Origin of the sequence: Methanosphaerula palustris E1-9c, from assembly GCF_000021965.1 — an archaeon.
GTDB classification, from domain to species: domain Archaea; phylum Halobacteriota; class Methanomicrobia; order Methanomicrobiales; family Methanospirillaceae; genus Methanosphaerula; species Methanosphaerula palustris.
The window spans coordinates 243568-267028 of the sequence record NC_011832.1; the positions used below are offsets into that span (position 1 = coordinate 243568).

Consider the following 23461-nt stretch of genomic DNA (forward strand, 5'->3'; position numbering starts at 1 on the left):
GTTTATCACTATGGGTATTGTAGTTAATTTCAAATGCTTGTGAGGTAGATACGAGCTTCTAGGCCAAGCGATTTAAAAACATTTAATTAATTCCTAACCAAAGTTAAGACTAATGCTTGTGCCAGGTTCTCCATCTGGAACAGGGAGAAATGATGATATGAGTGATTCAAAGCGCAATATTTCAAAGATGTGGTCTGTCGCATGTGCAGCGGTGCTGATCCTGTCAGTCCTCCTTGTATGCGGATGTACAACCACCTCAAGTTCGTCTTCCAACCAGAGTGTCACGTCAGCGACCACGCATCAGGCGACATCAGTCGTCACCACCACAGTAGCCGCAGCGAACAACACCTCCGTGGCCGCAGCGAATACCACGGCAAAGGCCGGCACGCATGATTTGACGGTCTATGCCGCGGCCTCCCTTACGGATGCTTCAAAAACCCTCGGCTCGACCTTCGAGCAGTCACACCCAGATGTCTCGGTGAAGTTCAACCTCGCCGGCACCCAGGTGCTCAGAAGCCAGGTCGAGAATGGAGCCAGCGCCGATGTCTTCCTCTCAGCTGGGACTGCTCACATGACGGCGCTGAAGGGCGAGGGGTACATAAACAACACCTCGGTCAACAACTTCACGGTCAACTACCTGACGGTGGCCCTGCCCTCGAACAACCCCGGTAACATCAGCACGCTGCAGGACCTTGCGATCCCTGGTAAGAAGATCGTGATGGGAACGGCGGACGTGCCGGTCGGGACTGCAACCAGGACATTGATCAGCAAACTGACCAACGACACCGCCTATGGCCAGGATTATCAGACCAAAGTGATGAGCAACGTGATCAGTTACGAGACTGAAGTGACCGGCATCGTCTCCAAGGTGATGCTCGGTGAGGCAGACGCAGGATTCGTCTACACCTCGTCGCTGACCGGCGACCAGGCAAGCCAGATGAAGTTCGTCAAGATCCCGGACAAGTACAATGATAAGACTGTCTATCAGTCAGGCGTGCTGAAGAACAGTACCCAGGCCAGCGATGCAGGGGACTTTGTAACCTTCCTTTCATCCGCTGATGGGCAGGCAATCCTGAAGCAGTACGGATTCGTGCAGGGGTAAGGTGTGATTGGGAACGGGGGGTCTGACCGGCCTGCAGCAGGTGGCGGCCGGGGGAGGGTTTGGAGCGCTCGACTCCTCCTCTCCTCGCCCCTCCTCGCCAGAGTGCTCGCACTTCTGCTGACGCTGGCGGTCTGTGGGTACCTGATCCTTCCCCTCGCCGCCCTCTTCACCCGGACGACCCTCGCCCTCTTCTTAGGGTCGCTGCAGGATCCCACTGTCCTGGACGCCCTGTATCTGAGTATGTACACGGCCATAGCAACGATGGTGGTCGTTGTGTTAATCGGCACCCCGTTCTCCTATCTTCATGCCCGGCATGCCTATCCCGGACGGTTCGTGGTCGATGCTCTGATCGATCTCCCGCTCCTTCTTCCGCCGGCGGTGGCAGGGCTTGCCCTCCTGCTGACGTTCGGGAGGAACGGCCTCCTCGGACAGTACCTCAACCTCTTCGGGGTGAATATCGCATTCACGACCGTGGCTGTGGTGATGGCCCAGATCTTCGTCGCCTCTCCGTTCTACCTCCGGCAGGCCAGGACCTCCTTCGACGGGGTCGACCAGCGGTACGAGCAGATCTCCTGGACGCTCGGGGCATCGCCGGTCAGGACCTTCTTTGCCATCACCCTTCCCCTGGCGGGGTCGGGGCTGCTCTCGGGGGCGATCATGACCTTTGCACGGGCTCTTGGGGAGTTCGGGGCGACGATCATGTTCGCCGGCAACCTGCAGGGGAGGACCCAGACGATGCCCCTGGCGATCTATTCAACGATGCAGTCGAACCTGAACGGGGCTGTCACGATCGCGATTCTGATGGTGATCTTCTCCTTTGGCGTGATGATGGCCGTGAAGGTGTTGACTCTGGGTGAGCAGCATGCTTGAGTGTATGGTCAGAAAAAAACTCCGGTCGTTCACCCTTGATATCAGGTTCCAGGCACCCTCGGGATGTATTACGGCATTGATGGGGGAGAACGGGGCGGGAAAGACGACGATCTTTCATCTGATTGCAGGGCTCCTCTCCCCTGACAACGGGCGGATCAGCCTGGTGGAGAACCTCCTCTTCGATGGGGATACGGGGTTCCAGGCCCCGGTCTGCACCCGCCGAATCGGGTATATCACCCAGAAAACCACGGTCTTTCCCCATCTGACTGTCTTTGAGAATGTCGCCTATGGTCTACGGTCGCTTGGTTATCCCCGGGCTGAGATCAAAACCCAGGTTGCTGGCTGGCTCTCAAAACTCGAAATCTCCGATCTCGCAGACGTGAAAGCAGGGAACCTTTCCGGTGGTCAGCAGCAGCGGGTGGCGATCGCCCGAGCCTTTGCCATACATCCTTCGCTGCTGCTGCTTGATGAACCCTACGAATCGCTGGATGCCCACAGCCGGTCGCTTCTCACCACAGTGGTCAGGGAGTATGTGCACGAGCATCAGATCCCCTGTCTCTGTGTCACGCACCATGTCGAGGAGGCACAGGAACTCTGTGACCGGGTGCTGATGATCGAGAAAGGGCAACTGGTCTGGAAAGGTCTTCCATCCGACCTTGAGGGGGGATGTTCCTGCCCCCGGCCCATCACTCCCCAGTCGGGATCCAGTGGGCTCAGATCTCGGTGAACTCTCCTGTCCGGGGAGCTTCGTGTCCGATGAACCTGAGTACCTCCTCGATGTCAGGAACATCATGAATAGGATAAATTTTTGCAAAGATGACCGTCCGATCCTCATCCAGGACGATGTTGGCCCGCTCGGAGAATCCATTCTTTTCACGGAAGAGCCCGTACCTGGTCGCGACCTCGCCGTGCGGCCAGAAGTCGGCGAGGAGGCGGGTATCCCTGATACCAAGCGATCGTGCCCAGGCGATCTTGGACTGGACAGAGTCAATGCTGATCCCGACCGCGATGGTGTCCAGGGATCGGAGATCGTCCAGGTGTGCCTCCAATGCGCTCATCTGCGCTGCACAGGGCGGGGTCCAGGCCAGCGGGTGGAACGAGAGGAGCACCCGCTTACCTGCAGCATCTGAGAGGTGAAACTCATCGCCGTGCTGGTCCTTGATGGAGAGTTCAGGCCCCTGCTCTCCTATCCGTATCATCTCTGCCATGGGCTGATAATGGATTGTTAAGCGTAATAATCTTATGGAATGTGTTCTTTTGATCTGTCTTTGAATTTGGGTTCCAGGGATCTCCGCATCCTGGTTACATAGACTCTGAGTGCCTCGATCATTCGATCTGTATCATGAGTATGCTCCTCGATGATCGATGCGATGGCAGATCCGACGATCGCCGCGTCGCCCCCGGCTGCAGCGATCGCCTGCATGTGCTCAGGGCGCGAGATCCCAAACCCGACGGCTAGCGGAAGGGTGGTCCTGCTCCGTATCCGTTCGAGCAGATCTCCGACTCCTGTGGCGAGGTGATCCCGGGCTCCGGTAACACCTGCCACCGAGACCACATACAGGAACCCGCTCCCTGCAGACCCGACCAGCTCGAGTCGTCGGTCGGTGGTGGTCGGGGTGGCCATCACGATCTGACAGAGACCGTACCGATCGGCCGCCGTCCGGGCCACGCCGATCTCTTCTGCAGGGAGATCCACGATCAGAATCCCGTCGGCCCCAACATCGGCGGCTTCCCGGTAGAATCGGTCGATACCACGCCGGAATACCGGGTTGTAGTAAGTCAGGATCATGATCGGTACCGCCGACCGTTCCCGTATCCCCCTGATGATCGAGAAGAGCGTATCCGGTGTGGTCCCTGCTTCGAGAGCTCGCTGGTCGGCTCGCTGGATCACCGGGCCGTCGGCGCTCGGATCGGAGAAGGGCATCCCGAGTTCGACGATGTCGGCCCCGGCGGTGGCCAGCGCCTCGGCGACCTTGACGCTGGTCTCTGGATCCGGGTCGCCGGCTACGGTGAAGGCGATGAACGCCGGCCGATTTCGTCCAGTAAAGACCTGATCTATCCTGTTCATAAGGCGATACCCCCCATCTTTGCGATCTGGGCCAGGTCCTTGTCCCCACGGCCGGAGAGGGTGATCACCATGCTCTGATCTGGTCCGAGCTCCTTCGCTACCTTCCGGGCATGCGCGACCGCATGGGCGGATTCGAGAGCGGGAATGATCCCCTCCATCCGGGAGAGGTACCGGAACGCGGCCAGCGCCTCGTCATCGGTCACAGAGGTGTACTCGATCCTGCCGGTCTCCCTGTGCATGCTGTGTTCGGGACCGACACCTGGGTAATCCAGACCGGCTGCGATCGAGTGGGTCTCCTCGATCTGTCCGTCTTCGTCCTGCAGCAGGTACGAGAGTGCCCCATGGAGCACCCCCGGTGTCCCCCTGCAGAGGGTGGCCCCGTGTTCTCCTGGCCCGGTCCCCTTGCCACCGGCCTCGACACCAACCAATCTGACCGATGGGTCGTTCACGAACGGGTGGAACATCCCGATTGCGTTCGAGCCGCCGCCGACGCAGGCGATGGCCATATCCGGCAGCCGGCCGTAGCGGGAGAGGAACTGTTCGCGGGTCTCGTTCCCGATCACCGCCTGGAAGTCCCGGACCATCGTCGGATATGGGTGGGGTCCGACTACCGAGCCGAGGACATAGTGGGTGGTGTCCAGTTCGCTGACCCATCCCCGCAGCGCCTCGTTGACTGCATCCTTCAGGGTTCTGGTTCCGGTTTTTGCCGGGATCACCTCGGCCCCCATCAACTGCATCCGAAAGACGTTCAACTGTTGCCGTTCGATATCGACCTCGCCCATATAGACCTGTACTGGCATCCCAAGTACTGCACCAACGATGGCCGTCGCGACCCCGTGCTGCCCGGCCCCTGTCTCGGCTATCAGCCGTGTCTTGCCCATGGACTTTGCGAGCAGCCCCTGGCCGAGGGTGTTGTTCAGTTTGTGTGCCCCACCGTGCATCAGGTCCTCCCGTTTCAGGTAGACCTTACAGCCGAGATCCGCCGACATCCGCGGGCAGAAGGTGAGCTGGGTCGGCCTCCCGGCGTACTCGGTCAGCATCTGCCTGAGTGCCGTGACAAAGGCCGGGTCGTTCCGGGCCCTGATGTAAGCCGCCTCAAGTTCATCGAGTGCCGCGATCATCGTCTCAGGGACATATCGCCCTCCAAATTCTCCAAATCTTCCGTTATCCATGGTATCGTCCGTCAATCTCTGGTCTCCCTCTTCTCATTCTCATCATTTTCCCCCTGATAGCCTGCATGGATGAACCCTTTCAGGGCCGTCACCGGGTCCGGCGCGGCCATCACCGCCGTCCCGATCAGAAATGCGTCGGCGAACGGAGTCAGTTCCATCAGGTTCCCGGGGGTTTTGATCCCGCTCTCGCTGATCACCACCCGGCCGGCTCCGGCAGCCAGGTGCGCCAGCCTTCTGGTGACAGATCGGTCGATCTGAAGGGTGGCCAGATCCCGATTGTTGATCCCGATCAGCGGGGTGCTGGTCGCGAGTGCTGAGTCCATTTCCTCTTCTGTGTGCACCTCGACCAGCGGCTCCAGCCCGGCATCCAGGGCTGCCCTGACGAAGGTGGGGAGGTCATCCCCGAGGAGGCGTGCGATCAACAGCACGGCGTCGGCGCTGATCGCCTGTGTCTCGGCGATCTGCCGGAGGTCGGTGATGAAGTCCTTTCGGAGGATCGGGATGGTGGTTCTGGCCCGCACCTGCTGTAGGGCCTCCACCGACCCCCCGAACAGTTCCGGTTCGGTCAGCACCGAGAGGCCGACGCAGCCGCCTCCGGCCAGCGCTGCCCCAAGTTCTCCTGGGTCCGGGATCATCCTGATCGCTCCCATGGACGGGGATGCAGGTTTGATTTCCGCGATCACGGCGTGCCGATTGGAGGCGTTTCTGATCGCCCCGGCCAGGCTGACCGGCCGATGGGCGGAGGGTGGATATCCCCCGGTTGGGAGGTGGGCGCCCCTCACCCGGGAGGCCGCTGCCAGGTGATCGAGGATCATGTCTCACCTCTGCTGGTCGAGATCAGTGTCTGAAGGGTGACAGCCGCTGCCCCCGAGTCGATCGATGTCGCGGCCAGCCTGACTCCTTCATTGAGGTCAACAGCCCTGCCACCGAGATAGATCGCCGCCGCCGCATTGAGGAGGGTGATCTCCCGGCACGCCCCCCCTTCTCCATCGAGGATACCCTTGATGATTGCGGCGCTGGTGTGGACGTCCCCGCCCTGCAGTTCGGCGATGTTCACTGGGGGAATCCCGAACTGTTCCGGAGTCAGGGTGTATCGGAGGATCTCGGTCCCCTTCACCTCTACCACCTCAGTGGCGGTTGCTGTGCTGATCTCGTCGAGTCCTCCGCCGCAGACAATCATCGCATGATCGACACCGAGGGTCTGCAGCACCGGGGGGAGCAGGTCGAGGAGTGACGGTTCCGGCACCCCGAGGAGCTGCGCGTCGGCCCCTGCCGGATTGGTCAGCGGGCCGAGGATGTTGAAGACGGTCCGAATCCCGATCTCCTTACGGGCCGCTGCGACATGCTTCATCGCAGGGTGATGGGTCTGGGCGAAGAGGAAGACGATCCCTGCCTGTTCCAGGGTCGCCTGCTCCTGCGCCGGCGTCATCGCCAGGTTTACACCGAGTTCCTCGAGCACATCAGCCGATCCGCATCGCCCTGAAGCCGAACGGTTACCGTGTTTGACGATCCGGACCCCTGCTCCTGCCGCGACGATCGCCGCAGCCGTACTGATGTTGAAGGTTCCTGCCTGGTCTCCTCCGGTGCCGCAGGTGTCGACAAGCCGTCCCTGCCCACCTCTGACCTGGAACTGCACGGCATGGACACGCATCACCGCTGCAAAGGCCGCGACCTCGGCGGGGCTCTCTCCTTTCATCCGGAGTGCCGTCAGAAACGAACCTATCTGGGCATTGGTGGCCGCCCCTGTCATGATCGCCTCCATCGCCCCTGCAGCCATCTGTTCAGGAAGGTCCTGTCCGGCGATCACCCTGGCCAGCGCCTCCTTGATCATACGCTCCTCCTGCCGAGGTACGGCTGCTCCAGAAAGTTTCTGATCAGTGCCTCCCCTGCCGGGGAGAGGATACTCTCCGGGTGGAACTGGACCCCTTCAATTGGGAACTCCCGGTGGCGCACCCCCATCACCTCGTCATCGTCCAGACTGGTCGCCGATATGATCAGCGAGTCCGGGAACATGTCTTTGTCTGCGACCAGCGAGTGGTACCTGGTCGCGGTGAACGGTGATGGGAGGCCGGCGAAGACTCCTGTCTGGTCGTGGACGATCGGGGAAGTCTTTCCGTGCATCAGTATCCTGGCCCGGACGATCCGGCTGCCGAAGGTGGCGCAGATTGCCTGATGGCCCAGGCAGACCCCGAGGGTCGGGACGGTGTGACTCAGCGTTTCGAGCACGGTCCGATACAGAGTCGAATCTTCAGGCTTTCCCGGCCCGGGGGAGAGGAGGATCCGATCGCAGCCAGCGGCCGCAGCAAAAGTATCCTCTGTGGTGGCATCCTTTGTGATCACTGATACCACGGCACCGAGCATGCCGAGGAGCTGGCAGAGGTTGTAGGTGAACGAGTCGAAACTGTCGATCACGAGCACCTTCATACACTCCCTCCTGCCAGGTCGAGTGCCTGCATCATCGCTGCTGCCTTTGCTTCGGTCTCCTTCCACTCGTGCTCCGGCACCGAGTCGGCGACGATCCCTGCACCGACCTGTATCGCAGCGATCCCGTCTCTGATCACGACCGTCCGTATGGCAATGGCAAAGTCCAGGGTCCGATCGAAGCCGATGTACCCGACTGCCCCAGCATAGAGGCCGCGATCCTGCGGTTCAAGATCGTTGATGATCTCCATTGCTCTGACTTTTGGAGCCCCTGAAACGGTCCCTGCAGGGAAGCAGGAGGTGAACGCATCGAAGCAGGTCAGGTGATCGGCGAGGGTGCCCTGGACGGTCGAGACGATGTGCTGGACATGGGAGAAGCGCTCGATCGTCATGAAGTCCCTGACCCTGACCGAGCCGTAGGTGCTGACCCTGCCGATGTCATTTCTGGCCAGGTCTACGAGCATCAGATGTTCAGCTCGTTCTTTGGGATCGTTGAGCAGGTCCGTGGCCAGTGCCAGGTCCTCCTCCTCGTTCTTTCCCCGTCGTCTGGTCCCGGCTATCGGAACGGTGGTGACTGTTCTCCCCTCCACCCGAACCAGCATCTCAGGGCTCGAACCTGCGATCTGGTGGTCCTGAAAGTCCAGGTAGTAGAGGTAGGGTCCCGGGTTGATCGCCCGTTGGGCACGGTAGAGGAGGAATGGATCCCCGGCATACGGGCAGGTGATCTGCCGCGAGATGACGGCCTGCAGGATGTCGCCTGCATGGATATGCTCTCTGGCTTTGAGGACCGCGTCTTGGTAGGCTGCGGGTGAGAGGGAGGAGATGTAGGTCTCCGCGTTTCTCCTCCTCTCCTCTGGAAAGATCTGGCGGGGTGTCTCTTTCCGAAGTTGGTCCAGGGTTTTGCAGAGGAGGCGTAGATGCTCACGGGCCTGTTCGTAGGCTGCACCAGCGTCCTGTTCCTGACCGAGCATGGGGGTCGTGAAGAGGGTGATGGTCCCTGCAAGGTGTTCGAAGACGGCTCCCCCGGTGACCAGCATGAAGGTGCCGAGGAACGGTTCCTCCCTGATCTGTCGTAATGAGGGCCTGAGTCCTGGATGGATCTGTGGTGCCAGTTCATATGAGAATGAACCGATCATCCCGCCGGCAAATGGGGGAACCCGTATCCCTGCATAGGTGAACCGGCTCATCACCGATTCGAGCTGTTCTACTGGATTCCTTCCTTTTGGTGCCGTGGCGATCGCGATGAATCGAGAATCTCCGTCAAGCTCCACTCCTCCATTGCCTCTGAACTGGATTTTCAGAGGCGGGTCGATGGCGATGAACGAGTAGCGTGCCAGTCTGGTCGGTCCTTCGACCGATTCGAGCAGTGCTCCCACCCCTTTTGCCAGCGCACGGTACCCCACGGCCGGCGAGAGGTCATCGATCGGGATCGTGCAGGTAAGAGGGATCAGCAGCGGCTTCGCCAGGTCTCTTGCCAGGGTGGTGTACTCCTCCTTAGAGAGGTTCATCTTCAATTCATCCTCAAAGTTTTGATGTACATTTGTGATCTTCATTGTACATAAGTACGAACAGTGTTACATAAAAATGCTTTGATGTGTATATATTCTGAGAAGGGAAAAAGAGAAATTGGTATAGGCAGCACTCAGTGCTGCTGCCGTCCGCGCTCGATCAGGTTTCCGATCAGGGTTAAGGAGGCCCCTTCCTCGGGGGATCTGAGCGTGGCCTTCTCGATCGTCATCTGCCGTCTGGATCCATCGGGGAACTGCAGGGTTGCCTCGTATGTGCTGGTGGACGGTTCCAGAAATAGGTCGTCGTCCCCCTGCTCGTACACTGCTAGGTCCTCTGCAGGGAAGACGTCAGCCGTCTTGGCTCCGATGATCACGGCCCGGGATCGCCCGACCATCTCTTCAAAGGCCTGGTTGCATTCGAGGAACCGCCGGTCCGGATTCAGACAGTAGATCGGGCGAGGGAAGGCATCGATGAAGTGGTGGACAAACAGGTACTGCCGTTTCAGTGTATCTTCGGCCTCCTTCCATTCGGTCATATCGGTCAGCACGATATATGCGATATGATCCCCCTCATGATCGATTGAGGAGAGGCGGGCGGAGAGGTACCGCCGTTTTCCGCTCTTCTGGACGATCCAGAATCGAAGCTCTTTGGGCACCCCGCCTGACTGATTGTATTCATCGACCAGGGGCCTGACCCGCTCTTGCTCTTCAGAAGCAATCACATCAAGGGCAGTCATCGCAAAGATCTCGTCACGCGGATAACCGAGGATTGCGGCAGCCCGCTCGTTGACGTAGACCATCTCCCGGTCCCTGCTGATGACCAGCCCATCCTGAATGTTCTCAGCCATCCCCCGAAAGAGCGCTTCGCTCTGTTTCAGTGCCTGCTCTGCCTGCTTCTGGGCGGTGATATCCTCAAGGATCACAGTCATCCCCTGTGTCCCATCATCGAATACCGTCGCAACAGCTTTTAATTTAAATATTCTGGCCGGGTCGGTGGGAATCTCAAGTTCGTCCGCGACTTCCTCCCCGTTCAGTGCAGCGAGCAGTTGTAGGACGAGGTCATGGACCGCTGGGTTTGGGACTGGCAGGTATTCCAGTTGCCGTCCGACTACCTCTCCGCGCTCAATCTGCAGGAACTGTAGGAACTGGTCGTTGATCTGTCCGATCCGGTGCTCCTGGTCGAGGACCATGATCATCTCAGAGGGAAAGGAGAGGAGGGCGCTGAGTGGAATCCGCTGGGAGAGGGTGAAGACTTTGGCCATCCCGTAGTTCCTCATCTCGACATGACCGGAGACTCGCAGAATGTCCAAGTACCTCCCGACAGAGTGTTTATTCTTTCCGAGGGCGCGTGCAATCTCGGTCACACTCATCCCCTGCGGTATCTGCTTCAGGATCTCCCTGATCCTCCGCAGTTCCTCTGAAGGTGGTTTCATCCATATTCAATTGGGGTCTGAAAATTTAAAGATATATGAAATGTGTAACCAGTATGTGGGGCCTTCACTTGAATCAATTATGTGTAACCTATAACGCATTAATTTAAATATTGAAGCCTCTAACCTCTATACCAGCGATCTCGTCAGCGTGCTGATCTGATCAGATGGAATGAAGCTTATGTCAGCGAATAGATATTCATCAGGTACAGTCTGGGTTCTCTCCCTGCTGCTGCTCATCGCCTGCGTGCTGGTCTCTCCAGCCATGGCCGGTACCAAGTATCTCTCCGGCGGCCCGTCGCTCTCAGCGGCGGTCACCGGCACCAACGAACTGATCTCCGGCCAGACCGTGCCATTGCAGGTGACGGTCCAGAACAGTGGTCTGATCGACTCCAAGTTCTCCCAGACCGGACTGGTCGACCGGACCGATCTACCGAACACCGCCAAGACGGTGACGGTCGGGCTTGGTTCCGGTAGCGCACCGGTCACGATCCAGTCGGATCCGCAGATGATCGGGGATATCCTCGGAGGTGCTTCCGGGCAGTCCAAGTTCAATGTTAAGGTCGAAGCCGATGCTCCATCAGGCACCTACACCCTGCCGGTCTCAGTGAATTACACCTATCTCGAGTCTGCAGAACAGGTCGGGACCGATTCGCTGAACTATAACTATGTGACCAAGAGCCTGATCATCCCCCTGACCGTCACGATCAGGTCCGAAGTGATCGTCGACGTCCAGAAGATCTCGGCAGAGCAGTTGAACGTCGGCACTGAGGGATATCTGAACCTGACCCTGCAGAACACCGGGAACGAGAATGGTAAGAATGCCATCGTGAAGATCGTCAGAAACGGTGCCAGCCCGATCACCCCGACCGACTCCTCGGTCTACATCGGTGACTTTGCAAAGGGCGCCGTCGTGAACTGCAGGTACCGGGTCGCGGTCTCCACCGAGGCAGCCGCCCAGACCTACCCGGTCGACGTCATCGTCGCCTATGAGGACCATGACGGGATTAACAGGACCTCCCGGCTCCAGACGATCGGCGTCCCGATCGGCGGCAAGATAGACTTCAAGGTCAGCTCTGAGGCACCATCGATCAACCCCGGCCAGAAGAAGGTGCTCGATGTCCAGTACACCAACGTCGGTGCGACCACCGTCTACAGCGCCCAAGCCCGACTCTCAGCGGTGGACCCGTTCACCTCCAACGATGACACGGCCTACCTTGGGGATATAAAGCCCGGCGACTCGGTGATGGCACACTTCGAGGTATCGACCACATCAGACGCGACCATCAAGCAGTACGGCCTCGACTCTGAGATACGGTACCGCGATGCACTCGACAACTCCCAGATCTCGGATACCATGAAGGTCCCGGTGAACGTCGTGGCCAAGACAGGGACCAGTGCAATCCTCGGCAACCCGATTATCCTTGCCGTGATCGCGGCCATCATAATCGGTGTCGGCTACTTCCTCTACACCAGGAAGAAGGGGTCAGCGTGAGCAACGCTCTCTCCAGAGCCTCCCCTTCAGGTATGATCTCTTCAGGAGATGTTCTCCATGCGTTCAGTGTTTGAACCGATCGGTCATCTGATATCCCGACACCCGGGTGCCGTAGCGGTAGGCTTCCTCTGCCTGCTGCTGATCACCCTCTATGGGACGACGATGATCACGATGAACACGGGGTCCAGCACCTATATGGACAAGTCGACCGAGGCTGGGATCCTCTTCGATACCTATACCCGGACCTTTGACTCCAATGCGGTGGTGCTGCTGGTCGAGTCCTCAGACGTGCTCAGCCCCGACATCGTCCGGTATATGGACCAGGTCGAAACGGCGCTCCGTGAGCAGCAATACATCGGGCAGGTCAGTTCTGTCTCTGATCTGATGCGCCAGATGAACCAGGGAAACCTCCCGACCTCTGAAGGGGAGATCCTCGCCATTGAGCAGAATGTTCCGGCCAGTGTCCTTTCACAGTATGTTCCTTCGAAGGACACGACGATGGTGAAGATCAGTCTGCAACAGGGTATCTCTGACGACCGCTCCACCAGTGTGCTTGGGAATATCCAGTCGGTGATCTCGTCGGTCGAAAAACCCCCAGGTGTCACCATCTCGATGACCGGGAACGCTGCGTTTAATAAACAAATGCAGAGTGAAATCGGGAAATCTACCGCGGTGCTGGTTGCTGCTGCGATGCTCCTGATGGTCCTGACACTCGGACTCCTCTTCTCCTATGTGAGCCAGAGGTTCCTGCCGGTGCTGGTCGTCGCGTTCGGGCTGATCATGACGTTTGGGACCATGGGGCTCGCTGGGATCCAGATGAACCTGGCGGTGGTCGGAGCATTCCCGATCATCATAGGGCTCGGGATCGATTATGCGATCCAGTTTCATGCCCGGTTCGACGAGGAGGCCGGGCAATCGTCCCGGGAAGAGGCTGCATTTACCACGATCACCAAAACTGGCCCTGCTGTCCTCTATGCGATGCTCGCGACCTCGCTCGGGTTTGCAGCCCTCTCGATCTCCCCGGTTCCGATGGTAAGGTCCTTCGGATTCGTTGCGATCCTCGGGGTGATGTTCTGCTATCTGTCGTCCCTGATCTGCGTGCCGATGATCGCACTGTTGACCAAGTACACGCCCAAAAGAAGCCACCAGCCCTCTGCCGGTGCCGGTGGATACAGTCGGTTCCTTGCATCGATGGCGGTGAAGATCGCCCATAATCCGGTGCCTGTGATCCTGATTGCGGCCCTGGTGGCCTTTGCCGGAGTGCAACTCGACAGCAGCATTCCGATCGATACCAATCAGAACACCTTTGTCCCCGGGGACATGCCGGCCCGACTCAGCCTGAACAAAGTCACCTCGATGATCGGCTCCACTGATCCGCTCCCTCTCTATGTGTCCGGCGTCGGACTCAATGATCCGGAGGTTCTCAAATGGATGGACACGTTTGAGAGTACTGAGATGACGAAACACAGCGAGATGCTGGGGGTCACGAGCATCGCCAGTGTCATCAAGGAGTACAATGGTGGGGTGCTGCCGACGACCTCTGCAGGTGTGGACGCCGTGATGGCCAGGATTCCCTCCTCGGTCAAGGACCAGTACCTGGATGGAACGAGTGCGGCCCTGATCACCTTCAGCACTGTCCAGATGGAGATGCCTGAGAAGAACTCGCTGAAAGAGCAGATTCTCAGTGAGATCACGTTCTCTGAGCCGCCGGTAGGGATTCAGGTCAAACCGACCGGGAACTTCGACCTGTTCACCTCGCTGATCAATGATATCGCGTCAGGGAAGGACAGGATGACCGGGCTCGGGTTCGGGCTGATCCTCGCCTTCCTGCTGCTCGTCTATCGGAAGCTCGATGCCGCGACTCCGCTGATCCCGATCATCTTCATCGTCGGCTGGAACCCGGTGGCGATGACGATCCTCGGCCTCGACTACACCCCGATCACCGCGGTGCTCGGGTCGATGACGATCGGGGTCGCCGCAGAGTACACGATCCTGATCATGGAGCGGTACCTCGAGGAGCGAGAGAAGACCGGGGATGTCTATGATGCGATCCAGCAGAGTGTCCAGAAGATCGGGACCGCGATCACCGTATCCGGCCTGGCGACCTTCTTTGGGTTCTCTGCGCTGATCCTCTCCTCCTTCCCGGTGATCAGCAACTTCGGGATATCGACCATCGTCGCGGTCCTCTTCTCGTTGATCGGCGCGATCGTCGTGATGCCGGCGGGCCTGTCGCTGATGGATACATTAGAGCGGTATGTGCAGAGGCACCGGGCAGGAGCGGCTCATCCGACTGCCTGACCCTCCTTTTTTTCTGTTTTAAGATGGTCCGGGCCGAATTGAAGAAGACAATACTGACCCAAAGTGAACCAGGAGAACTCTTTTATCATTCATGATTACAATTGGGATTGATTGGAACAGTGTACCACCTGGGAGGTGCACAAATGGTTTGTTCCCTGGAAAGAGGGAATTCCAGCAGTATCATGACGAACCAGCCGGTACCGTTGACCGGGGATCTCGTGTCCATGCCTATGATAAAAAAAGGAGGCCCTCTTCTGTGTTGATCGTACTTGAATCGATCTGATTTAGATCTTATCTTTGTTGGAGATATAGTTCAACGGTTTCTGTCTCTTGCCCTTCACCAGATCAAGACCCTGTGTCCTTTTCAAATGTTTTATTTCGTTCTGCAGATCTTCAATGATCTCCACTAACCGGGATATCATCTCCGGGTCAGAATTTCTGGCGATCGTATCAGGGGTAATTTCCTTCAGATATTCACTATCTACTGATTTCATACGGCCGATCATACATGAATGGGGTTCTATGGATAAGTAATCTGGGGATCAGTCCCTGATTCCTTCCTTCTCCCATAACGATGGTGACGTGTGATGAGTTCATAGGGAAAAATGGGGATGTGCCTGACTTGTAACCATATCGAATGCGATAATGATTACTTCAGGGCCGCTATGCCGGCGAAATCGATGGCGTTGATGAAGGCATCATAGTCCGCTTTCGTGCCGTTCTGGATGGATACATACACCATGAATCGATCGTTCACGGAGACCCAGGTGCCAAAGGTCTTCCCTGCTATAGAGTGTGTCTCCCATGCCGGGTTCCCCTTTATTGTAGTACTCTTAAAATAACCGTCACTGGTCTCTGCATCTTTAAAACTATTCCAGATGTTCTTGTAACCGACCTGTCGACCAACTGTATCCTGGTACGTGACCGATGCCGTTGTCTCTTTGTTCGTGGTGCTGACATATGTCGCCGCCGATGATGTCCAGGCATTGTTATCCTGGTCCAGTCTGGTCGACCCCACCGGTTGCTGATCCGTCACCCAGCCGGCGGGTGCCGGGGGAAAGAGGGCGTTCAGCGTTTTGACGTCCACGGCCTGACCGGACGTCCCGCTCTGTGCTGCTGTTGGTGTCGTTCCGACTGCTGCTGTAGGGGACTGCCCTGCGGTCATGGTTGTGACTGGTGTTGTCGTCTGAGATGGGTTCGATGAGGTACATCCAGCTATCATCATCAGACCGGCAAGGATCAGGATCAGCAGAAGGGTCAGACTTTTCTTATACTGTTGTAGTACTCGTGCCATACAGACCACCTCGATGGTCAGTTCTGTCAATGATATCTCAATGGATTAAGATTCCGTATTGTATGGCGGGAAAAATTAATGGGAATTGGGCATCTCTCTCTTTCTCTCAATGAAGAGAGAATATCTCCTGTAGAACCACTTCTTCGTCAGTTCAACAAGGATGAGATATCCGATGACCAGTCCGGCAAGTACTGCAAAGAACGACACAGGAGGATGGACGAAACCAAAGAGCGTTCCTATGACGGTAAAGGGGAGGATACAGGCGATGGCCACGATCACCAGGGTGCTCGCAAGGAGAAGCATACTCGGTCTGCTCTTATAGAAAGGAACGATCCTGGTCCTGATCACAAAAATGATCAGAGTCTGGGTGCAGATCGATTCGATAAACCATGCGGTCTGAAAGAGTGCTGCATCAGCTTTGAAGATGAAGAGCAGGATAAAGAACGTGATGAAGTCGAAGATGGAACTGATCGGGCCGAAGGCAAAGATAAATTTTTTAATAAATTCAATGTCCCATTTCTTCGGTGTACCGAGATAGGATTCATCGACATTGTCGGTTGGAATGGTGGATTCCGATATGTCATAGAGGAGATTATTGAGCAGAATCTGAATAGGGAGCATGGGGAGGAACCCGAGGAAGAATGATGCCCCGGCCACGCTGAACATATTCCCGAAGTTCGAACTCGTGCCCATCAGGATATACTTCATCGTATTGCTGAATGTCTTCCTTCCTTCCAGCACTCCCTCGTGCAGGACTCGGAGATCATTCTTGAGGAGAATGATGTCTGCTGATTCCTTTGCGATGTCCACCGCGTTCTCAACCGAGATCCCGACGTCCGCCTCCCGGATCGACGGGGCGTCGTTGATACCGTCACCCATGAAACCGACGACATGGCCATTTCGTTTCAGGGAGTTCATGACACGGTTCTTCTGAACCGGGGTCATTCGGGAGAAGATCGTAATATTCCCCACCACTCGGGAGAGGGTCTCCTGATCCATATCTTCTATCTGATTGCCCGAGAGCACACCCTTGACCGCCAGGCCGATCAGTTCACAGGTCTTCTGGGTGACGAGTTCGTCGTCGCCGGTAAGAATCTTCAATTCTATGCCTGATGCGGCCAATAACTTCACCGATTCCTTTGCACTCTCCTTTGGGGGATCGATGAAGGTGACGAGCCCTAACATGGTCATCTCCTGCTCATCGCCGGCTGAATACCGGCTCTGATCCACTGTCATGGTGCGGTAGCATACAGCAAGTGTCCGGAACCCTTCCCTGCTCTGATTATTATATAACCCAAGAATCTGTTCCCGATCGGCATCGGTCAACCTGGTGACGATACCGTTCTTTTCCACAGAGGTGCATATCGCCATGGTCTCCTCTGGTGCCCCTTTTGTGATCAGCAGGTGACCTGATGCTCCGGATACCACCACTGATGTTCGCCGGCGAATGAAATCGAAGGGAATCTCATCAATCTTCCGATATGTTCCGAGATCTTCTGGTTGAAAGGCGATGATCGCCTCGTCGAGGGTATTCTTCAGACCAGTATGGAAATAACTGTTGATATACGAGAAGAGCAGAACCTTTTCACTGTCATTTCCCCCGGTGTCCAGATGTTTCATGAGGGCGATCTTATTATCCGTCAACGTACCCGTTTTATCGGTACAGAGCACATCCATGCTTCCGAAGTTCTGGATCGATTCCGGGTGCTTGACGATGGCCCCCTTCGTCGACATGGCAATGGCTCCCTTTGTCATATTCAAGGACAGGATCATCGGGAGAAGTTCGGGTGTCATGCCGACGGCAAGGGCCACCGAGAAGAGAAGTGACTGAAGGATGTCCTGCTTGAAGAGTGCATTGACAAAGAATACCAGGATGACGAGGCTGAAGACAAACTTTGACATCAGGTAACTGAACTGTTTGAGCCCGTGCTCAAAATCAGTCTCAGGAGGTCGCTCAACCAGCGTCTTCGCTATCTTTCCGTATTCTGTGGAAAGTCCGGTTTTGGTAATGATGGCCCGTGCAGTTCCGCTAATGACCGAGGTCCCGAGAAATACATAATTATCTGCCTGGGCCAGAGGTTTTCCTGGATCCTGAAGTGTTTCACTCTTGGAGACGGGGTACGGTTCACCGGTCAGTGACGATTCATTGACAAAAAAATCTCGTGCAGTGAGCAACCTGGCATCGGCAGGGATCATATCCCCTGCTGTGAGTGAGATGAGGTCACCAGGGACCAGGTCGCCAATGGGGATCTCCTGCTCTTCTCCATCCCTCTGCACACTTGCCTGAGTGATGATCTTTTTTATCAGCAACGCTGCAGCATTTTCTGCCTTGTATCTCTGGAAAAAATCGAGAACGACACTGATCAGAATAATACTGATGATGATCACCGCATTGGTGACCTCGCCAACCGTTATTGAGATCAGAGCGGCAAACAGCAGGATGAGAACAAGAGGATTGGTGAATTGTTCTAAAAACTGGAGAAGTGCTGAATGCTTTTTCTTACCTGAGATATCATTTCGTCCATACTGCAGCCTCTGTGTTTCGGCCTCCCCGGTGGTCAGTCCTTCTGCAGATGAAGTGAGCGCTGAGTACAGATCTTCAATCGGAAGGGTGTGGAAGTTCGCACCGGATTGTATACCATTTTTTGAGTCAGTACCCATAGGAAAAGCCTTCAGTGCCCTGGTATCAGATCCTTTGAGGAAGTACTTACATCTTTTTAAAAAAGATCCATAGAGGGGTCATTCCATTGGAGGTCTCTTAGTCACTTCAGCCAGGTGATTACCTCCTCGGCAGGTGGTCGGATTGAGGGGGGCAACTCTTCGACGGGGTATCCGATGGCACATCCCATCAATGCCCATTTTCCAATTTCAAGGCCCAGAACCTTGCAAAACTCCTCATTGTCAGCCATCTGGGCCGTGATGGAGACGAGTTGAAATCCGAGGCCGAGATCTGTCGCTTTCAACCACATGTTCTCCATGCAATGGGCAAGGGATTGTTGTTCCACGGGTGGGATCCCCTTCTTCTCAGCGGCTATAATAGTGAGTGGAGCTGTGCCGACGCCGGGTACAGATCCCATCCTCTTCATCATGGCGAGACGGTTCATAAATCCGGCTGCCTGAACCTGAAGTTCTTGATTCTTCGCCATGGCATCTTCGAGATCGGTTATTGTTCTCATAACCTCTCCGAAGATCAGTGGGATCACTGCGGCCATCGTTTCTGAATCCTTTCGAATAACAAAGAATCTTCGGAAGTAATCCTTATCGTTGCCTACTGCGGCGGCGGCAAAAGGAGCATGGAGGCCGGCATGGATGATATCCACAATCATCTCATCTGAAGGGATATCCTGTTTAAATCTCCGATGAGTCCGTCGTTCCAACAGAATCCTGTCGAGAACATCATTGCTCGTTTCGTTGTTCATAACGATCAGAGTACTATCATTTCTTTTATAGTGTGTAGTGTTGAGCGCACCGTCCTTGCTCTAAGGGAAATGGACTCTCTTCCGGCCGGCAGTTTCTTTCAACCTCTTCACTACTCTGCTTCTATCGGATTGGTGATGAGCGATGAATATTGAGGAATGTCTCGCTATTCTTTTAAGAGCCCTCCCCTCTCGCGGCGCTCGGCCTGACGTCGGAGAGCCCTGAACTGGTCCTCTTCCGTATCGCAACAGGGGAGGCCTACGTCTGGACGATGACGACAATCTTTGAGAAGAAGCACAAAATTCGGTTTGGGGGCTGAAGTGTTCTTCAATCTGATCATGTCCAAAACCAGATGATGCTTGCCGGGGAGCTGAATCGTTTCGATGATAAAAAGATGGTCGGTTCCCTCGATCGGTTAGAACTCTCTGATCCTGGCCGACAGACCGGGCGAGTCGACCACATCCACGGTTCCATGCTCGATGTAGAATACCTCAAAGACCGGATTATCTGCCCTCTGGTAGATACTCCTCACGAGATCGTTGCCAGCGATGATCCGCTCTTTGATCGATCGGTCACCACTGAATACCACGTCACCACTGATCCGCATCGTTTTAGTCTCTTTTGAGACCGAACAGAACTCAACCGATGGATCCTCCTGTAACTGGTGGAACATATTCTTGGCGTTTGCCGTGCAGAAATACAGCCGCCCGTTCTCCTCCAGCATGAACAGGACCGGTCTGACCCGTGGCTTTCCATGATCGATGGTGGCAAGGCTTACCACTGGGTTTTCCTGGAGAAATGATACAATCTCTGAAACTGTTCCCTGTTCATCAGCCTCACTGAAGTTCCTCTGGAGTGCTGGGCTGAACATGGTGACCAATTATTAGATCTCTAATTATTATACGCTTCCTCACCGATCCCCTGAGTGAACCGTGCATACCTCGAGGTTAATAGTTCTTCAAAGAACGTTGCATCCTCATCAGAGAGGTCTCCATAGACAATCGTGTTCAACTTCTCGGAGATCTCACGAAAAGCTGGCTCTAACGTTCTCCCTGAATCAGTGAGGGTGACATAGGTGACCCGGCCATCGGTCTCACTCTTCGCCCGTTCCACATATCCGCACGCTTCGAGTTTGTTCACAAGGATCGTCACCGTCGGCCTGGTCCGGTGGATCTTCTCTGCCAGGTCGTTCATGGTGCATCGTTCTTCAAAAAAGAGGTGATAGAAAATGTCCCCATGGGACGGGACCAGCCCTTCGACCCCATGCTCTTTCAGTTCGGTGATGATGAACTGGTTCGCCTCCTCCCGAATTTTGCTGATCTGTGATACCGCGTTCCTGGTGACCATAGCAATTTTATTAGATCTCAAACTATTATCAACACATGGATGGTGTCAAGGCGGATAACTGGGCCTCTATTCCGGAGATCACACTATCTATATCGCCTGGCAAATGGTATGGTGAGCATGGATCAACAGAGATGTATCCCGGGGTGACCAGGGCATTTCCGGTCATCAGGGTCAGTGGGGACCAGGTCAGTGAGGGATATATCAGTTCTCTGACGCAGATCATCAGCATCAGCATCGATCTTCCACTGATCAGGGTCACTGCGTCATGCGGTCAGGACAGACCCTCACCGGGCAGTTCTCGAAGAACTGTTCTGGGGGATCCTGCCGGGATCTGCTTCCTGTCGGTCTCCTTCTTGATGGCTGAGACGATCCTCGAATCCATGGATAGGGTCAATGACTATTCAGTCATCTGGAAGCGGACCGCGGGGGGATGCACTGCAGCCTGATTCTTCAGGAGGGTGGGGAGGTGGTCTGTGGTGTCGAGGATATGGGAAGGCATACGACAGTGGACAAGGCCGTCGGCATCGCCCTCTTGCAGGGGGTCAACCTTGGTCGCTGTTACCTCGTCTGTTCTGGCCGGCTCCCGATCGATATGGTTGCAAAGGTATACCGGGCCGGTATCCCGGTGATGGTCAGTAACAATGCCGCCTTTGCTGGTGGGATCGGATTTGCAGAGCTGGTCAACATGACGCTCGCTGGCTCTGTCCGCCCCCCCGGATGACGCTCTATACCGGGGCGCATCGCATCCGGTTTTCATCAGAGTAACTGAAAAATGACTTGGAGGAGGATCGGTGATCCTTTATTCAGAGGTGCGAGACTGTTCTGGGATAATCCTGCTCAATGGATTGGAGGACACTGATAATTGCTGAGGACGTATCGGAACGACCGTCATTCGATGATCGCGGGATCTGTTCTGATCAAGGCAGACGGTAAAAAAGGAAAAACACCGGGAACTGGGATATGGTGAGGTCCAGTCGGTTGAATTCTCATATCCGTTACCCGGTAGAATCATAAGAACTCTATCACATACTCGGCATGCAGGTGATGGGTGCCATCATCATCTGGTCTGGGGAACGCTGTGATATGGTGTCTATAAGATTATATTTATCGATCTTGTACGAGTCTGTATTTTTTCCGGCAGGTAATGATGTGGGACGGGTTCGGGTGAGAATCCCTCCAGAAATACCCAGGAGGGTGATCAATGCCAGAACGCCCCGGTCATTCCTCTCCGGTAAGTGCCCCTCGTGCACTTTTTCAGCGAATACGAACACCGTGAGGACCAGTGTGAGGACCCAGAGTGTAATCACTGAAGTGACGAGTTTATTTCGTTTCGATTTCATGCTCAATTCTACATTCACAATGGTGAATGGATGGTACAGCATAGGATGGCTCTCTATTTAGTGCCTGATCTGTCGACATAATTTGCCGCAATTCTTTTGAATATGGTCGTATCTGAACGATAGGAGAAGAACGTTATCTAGAGAGTGTCATCATCTCTGATCTCTCAAGGATCAGTCAGGAATCATAAAAGAGCCATGGCCCGGAATCGAACCGGGATATGCTGATCTGCAGTCAGCTGCGTAGCCATTCCGCCACCGTGGCATGGTTGTTCACAATTGTGACTTCAACATACTATCGTTGTCGCGGTGAATATTTATAGGGTTTTTTACTGGCAAATTTTTCCGGTTCCTCTTTTGTCGCGGGAACTGGATGTTGTCATTTCGAAACCCTGTCACTTTTTTTATGACGGTGAATGGAGAGAACAGAAGAGGATTGCTCATTTTCTAGAGCATGGTCGTTTGAACCAGTGGATTGGGCCAAAAAAGGAATCAAACCCGATCGAAGAAGAATAGCCACCCGTCTTTTAAAAGAAGACGTCATCCTTTATTCGATCTCTCCAGCCCGAATGAAGAGGATCAGGATGCCAACCATTCCCAGTGCAAAGAGGAGAAAGGCAGCAGAGTATCCGCAGACCGGGATGATCATCCCGAGGAGAGCGGTCCCGACCCCTGCACCCCCGAAGAGCCCGAGCCCCACAAGGGCAGAGGGGAGCCCTTTCGATCCGGGTGCGATATCGAAGACGAGCGTGGCGATGGTCGACTGCATACAGATGTAGCCGAGACCAAGACCTGCTGCTGCAATCCATCCGGTCCCCCACCCCGGGAATAATGCCAGCAGGAGGGTCGAGAGTGTTGCCACGCCGGCCCCACCCGTGACCATCGCTCTGCGCCCGATCCTCTCTTCGAGGAACCCGGCCTGTGTTCCTCCGATCAGGCAGGAGAAGCCGAAGAACATCACGATACAGCCGATCTGCAGATAATCAAGTCCGACGATCTGGTGGAGGAATGCCCCAAGAAAGCTATACACCCCGATGAGGAGGAGCCCGATGAGGAAGGCCATCGGGAAGAGCCTGGATCTTCTGTCCTTGCAGATGGAGCGTAATTCGTCCTGTACAGACCTGACTGAAGATTCTGGAAGGGTCTTTGGAATCCGCTGGAGGAGCAGGACAACGATGACGGCGATGACAGAGAAGATCAGGAATGCAATCCGCCAGGAGAGGGTGGTAGCAAGGATCCCCTCGACGCCGACACTCAGCCCCTGACCGAAGAATACGATCCCCATGAAGATTCCGACATAACGCTGACGCTCTGATTCCGGCACGGTGTCCCCGATGAGTGCGAGGGAGACGGCGATGATACCGGCGGCGAAGAACCCGGTGCATGCCCGCCAGATGGTCAGGGATGTCAGAGATTCTGCAAAAGCGCATGCTCCGGACCCGAGTGCAAAGCCAGCGAGGATGCACTGGAGCACCTGGACCTTTCCTACCCGGTCGCCGATCACCCCGAAGACCGGCTGCATGAACCCGTAGGGGATCAGGTATGCGGTCAGGATCACGCCGGCGAGGGGGATGGCGATGCCGAAGTCTGAGGCGATGGCGGGGAGGACCGGGGAGATGAACCAGTTGTCCGCGGCTGATATGAACCCGGCGAGGCCGAGGATGGTGATGAGGGTACGGGGTGAAACCATGGACCCTTCTGG

The 23461-nt window shown here is 55.8% G+C and carries 23 protein-coding genes and 1 tRNA gene; 7 read left to right on the top strand and 17 right to left on the bottom strand.

Annotated features, from left to right (window positions below; all coding sequences use genetic code 11):
- Positions 1-187: 187 nt before the first annotated feature.
- From modA to MPAL_RS01080, 3 genes are read left to right on the top strand one after another with little or no spacing between them, the layout of a single operon-like run.
- On the top strand, positions 188-1102 hold the full coding sequence (gene modA, locus MPAL_RS01070) for a molybdate ABC transporter substrate-binding protein (protein ID WP_158303599.1): 915 nt from the start codon (positions 188-190) through the stop codon (positions 1100-1102).
- Between the two features lie 3 nt (positions 1103-1105).
- The gene (locus MPAL_RS01075) at positions 1106-1972 is read left to right on the top strand and encodes an ABC transporter permease (protein ID WP_012616916.1); all 867 of its coding nucleotides are present in this window, start codon (positions 1106-1108) and stop codon (positions 1970-1972) included.
- On the top strand, positions 1965-2699 hold the full coding sequence (locus tag MPAL_RS01080) for a sulfate/molybdate ABC transporter ATP-binding protein (protein WP_012616917.1): 735 nt from the start codon (positions 1965-1967) through the stop codon (positions 2697-2699). The genes MPAL_RS01075 and MPAL_RS01080 overlap by 8 nt, the downstream gene beginning before the upstream one ends.
- On the opposite strand, the gene MPAL_RS01085 is transcribed toward MPAL_RS01080, so the two are convergent.
- The 8 genes from MPAL_RS01085 to MPAL_RS01120 all read right to left on the bottom strand — a co-directional run bounded on the left by MPAL_RS01085 (position 2686) and on the right by MPAL_RS01120 (position 10574).
- Positions 2686-3180 (bottom strand): redoxin domain-containing protein, encoded by a 495-nt coding sequence (locus MPAL_RS01085; protein ID WP_012616918.1) that lies wholly within the window; start codon positions 3178-3180, stop codon positions 2686-2688. The genes MPAL_RS01080 and MPAL_RS01085 overlap by 14 nt on opposite strands.
- A 32-nt stretch (positions 3181-3212) precedes the next feature.
- On the bottom strand, positions 3213-4040 hold the full coding sequence (trpA, locus tag MPAL_RS01090; RefSeq protein ID WP_012616919.1) for a tryptophan synthase subunit alpha: 828 nt from the start codon (positions 4038-4040) through the stop codon (positions 3213-3215).
- Positions 4037-5212, bottom strand: a complete 1176-nt coding sequence (gene trpB, locus MPAL_RS01095) for a tryptophan synthase subunit beta (RefSeq protein ID WP_012616920.1) — start codon at positions 5210-5212, stop codon at positions 4037-4039. Before trpB ends, trpA begins: the two co-directional genes overlap by 4 nt.
- 11 nt (positions 5213-5223) lie before the next feature.
- Positions 5224-6027 (bottom strand): indole-3-glycerol phosphate synthase TrpC, encoded by an 804-nt coding sequence (locus tag MPAL_RS01100; protein WP_012616921.1) that lies wholly within the window; start codon positions 6025-6027, stop codon positions 5224-5226.
- Positions 6024-7043 (bottom strand): anthranilate phosphoribosyltransferase, encoded by a 1020-nt coding sequence (gene trpD, locus MPAL_RS01105; protein ID WP_012616922.1) that lies wholly within the window; start codon positions 7041-7043, stop codon positions 6024-6026. Before trpD ends, MPAL_RS01100 begins: the two co-directional genes overlap by 4 nt.
- Complete coding sequence (locus tag MPAL_RS01110; RefSeq protein WP_012616923.1) at positions 7040-7636, bottom strand: anthranilate synthase component II; 597 nt, start codon at positions 7634-7636, stop codon at positions 7040-7042. Before MPAL_RS01110 ends, trpD begins: the two co-directional genes overlap by 4 nt.
- Positions 7633-9186 (bottom strand): anthranilate synthase component I family protein, encoded by a 1554-nt coding sequence (locus MPAL_RS01115; protein ID WP_012616924.1) that lies wholly within the window; start codon positions 9184-9186, stop codon positions 7633-7635. The genes MPAL_RS01110 and MPAL_RS01115 overlap by 4 nt, the downstream gene beginning before the upstream one ends.
- Positions 9187-9275: 89 nt before the next feature.
- A complete protein-coding gene (locus tag MPAL_RS01120) occupies positions 9276-10574 on the bottom strand; it encodes a PAS domain S-box protein (protein WP_012616925.1) in 1299 nt (432 codons plus the stop codon).
- Between the two features lie 169 nt (positions 10575-10743).
- On the opposite strand from MPAL_RS01120, the gene MPAL_RS01125 reads away from it, so the two are divergent.
- The gene (locus MPAL_RS01125; RefSeq protein ID WP_236610409.1) at positions 10744-12066 is read left to right on the top strand and encodes a COG1361 S-layer family protein; all 1323 of its coding nucleotides are present in this window, start codon (positions 10744-10746) and stop codon (positions 12064-12066) included.
- Between the two features lie 57 nt (positions 12067-12123).
- Positions 12124-14364 (top strand): efflux RND transporter permease subunit, encoded by a 2241-nt coding sequence (locus MPAL_RS01130; protein WP_012616927.1) that lies wholly within the window; start codon positions 12124-12126, stop codon positions 14362-14364.
- 284 nt (positions 14365-14648) lie between these two features.
- Here MPAL_RS01130 and MPAL_RS01135 read toward each other — a convergent pair whose 3' ends face one another.
- The 6 genes from MPAL_RS01135 to MPAL_RS01160 all read right to left on the bottom strand — a co-directional run bounded on the left by MPAL_RS01135 (position 14649) and on the right by MPAL_RS01160 (position 20422).
- Positions 14649-14858 carry a hypothetical protein gene (locus tag MPAL_RS01135; protein ID WP_148208090.1) on the bottom strand — a complete coding sequence of 70 codons (210 nt, stop codon included), beginning with the start codon at positions 14856-14858 and terminating at the stop codon, positions 14649-14651.
- 155 nt (positions 14859-15013) lie between these two features.
- A complete protein-coding gene (locus tag MPAL_RS01140; RefSeq protein WP_048145004.1) occupies positions 15014-15688 on the bottom strand; it encodes a hypothetical protein in 675 nt (224 codons plus the stop codon).
- A gap of 45 nt (positions 15689-15733) precedes the next feature.
- Positions 15734-18319 carry a magnesium-translocating P-type ATPase gene (gene mgtA, locus MPAL_RS01145; protein ID WP_012616930.1) on the bottom strand — a complete coding sequence of 862 codons (2586 nt, stop codon included), beginning with the start codon at positions 18317-18319 and terminating at the stop codon, positions 15734-15736.
- A gap of 101 nt (positions 18320-18420) precedes the next feature.
- Complete coding sequence (locus MPAL_RS01150; protein ID WP_012616931.1) at positions 18421-19077, bottom strand: nitroreductase family protein; 657 nt, start codon at positions 19075-19077, stop codon at positions 18421-18423.
- A 413-nt stretch (positions 19078-19490) separates the two neighbouring features.
- Positions 19491-19946, bottom strand: coding sequence for a pyridoxamine 5'-phosphate oxidase family protein (locus tag MPAL_RS01155; RefSeq protein WP_012616932.1), 456 nt, complete (start codon positions 19944-19946; stop codon positions 19491-19493).
- A 20-nt stretch (positions 19947-19966) separates the two neighbouring features.
- Positions 19967-20422 (bottom strand): MarR family winged helix-turn-helix transcriptional regulator, encoded by a 456-nt coding sequence (locus tag MPAL_RS01160; protein WP_012616933.1) that lies wholly within the window; start codon positions 20420-20422, stop codon positions 19967-19969.
- Between the two features lie 35 nt (positions 20423-20457).
- Here MPAL_RS01160 and MPAL_RS14075 point away from each other — a divergent pair, with 35 nt between their 5' ends.
- Both MPAL_RS14075 and MPAL_RS01165 read left to right on the top strand, forming a co-directional pair.
- Positions 20458-20868: a hypothetical protein gene (locus tag MPAL_RS14075; protein ID WP_148208091.1), complete on the top strand. Its 411-nt coding sequence runs from the start codon at positions 20458-20460 to the stop codon at positions 20866-20868.
- On the top strand, positions 20853-21143 hold the full coding sequence (locus tag MPAL_RS01165) for a formate dehydrogenase accessory sulfurtransferase FdhD (RefSeq protein WP_052292165.1): 291 nt from the start codon (positions 20853-20855) through the stop codon (positions 21141-21143). The genes MPAL_RS14075 and MPAL_RS01165 overlap by 16 nt, the downstream gene beginning before the upstream one ends.
- Positions 21144-21444: 301 nt before the next feature.
- On the opposite strand, the gene MPAL_RS01170 is transcribed toward MPAL_RS01165, so the two are convergent.
- From MPAL_RS01170 to MPAL_RS01180, 3 genes are all read right to left on the bottom strand, one after another.
- A complete protein-coding gene (locus tag MPAL_RS01170) occupies positions 21445-21804 on the bottom strand; it encodes a hypothetical protein (protein ID WP_012616934.1) in 360 nt (119 codons plus the stop codon).
- Between the two features lie 149 nt (positions 21805-21953).
- Positions 21954-22024: transfer RNA gene (locus MPAL_RS01175), tRNA-Cys, on the bottom strand.
- A 282-nt stretch (positions 22025-22306) separates the two neighbouring features.
- Positions 22307-23449 (bottom strand): MFS transporter, encoded by a 1143-nt coding sequence (locus MPAL_RS01180; protein WP_012616935.1) that lies wholly within the window; start codon positions 23447-23449, stop codon positions 22307-22309.
- Positions 23450-23461 lie beyond the last annotated feature (12 nt).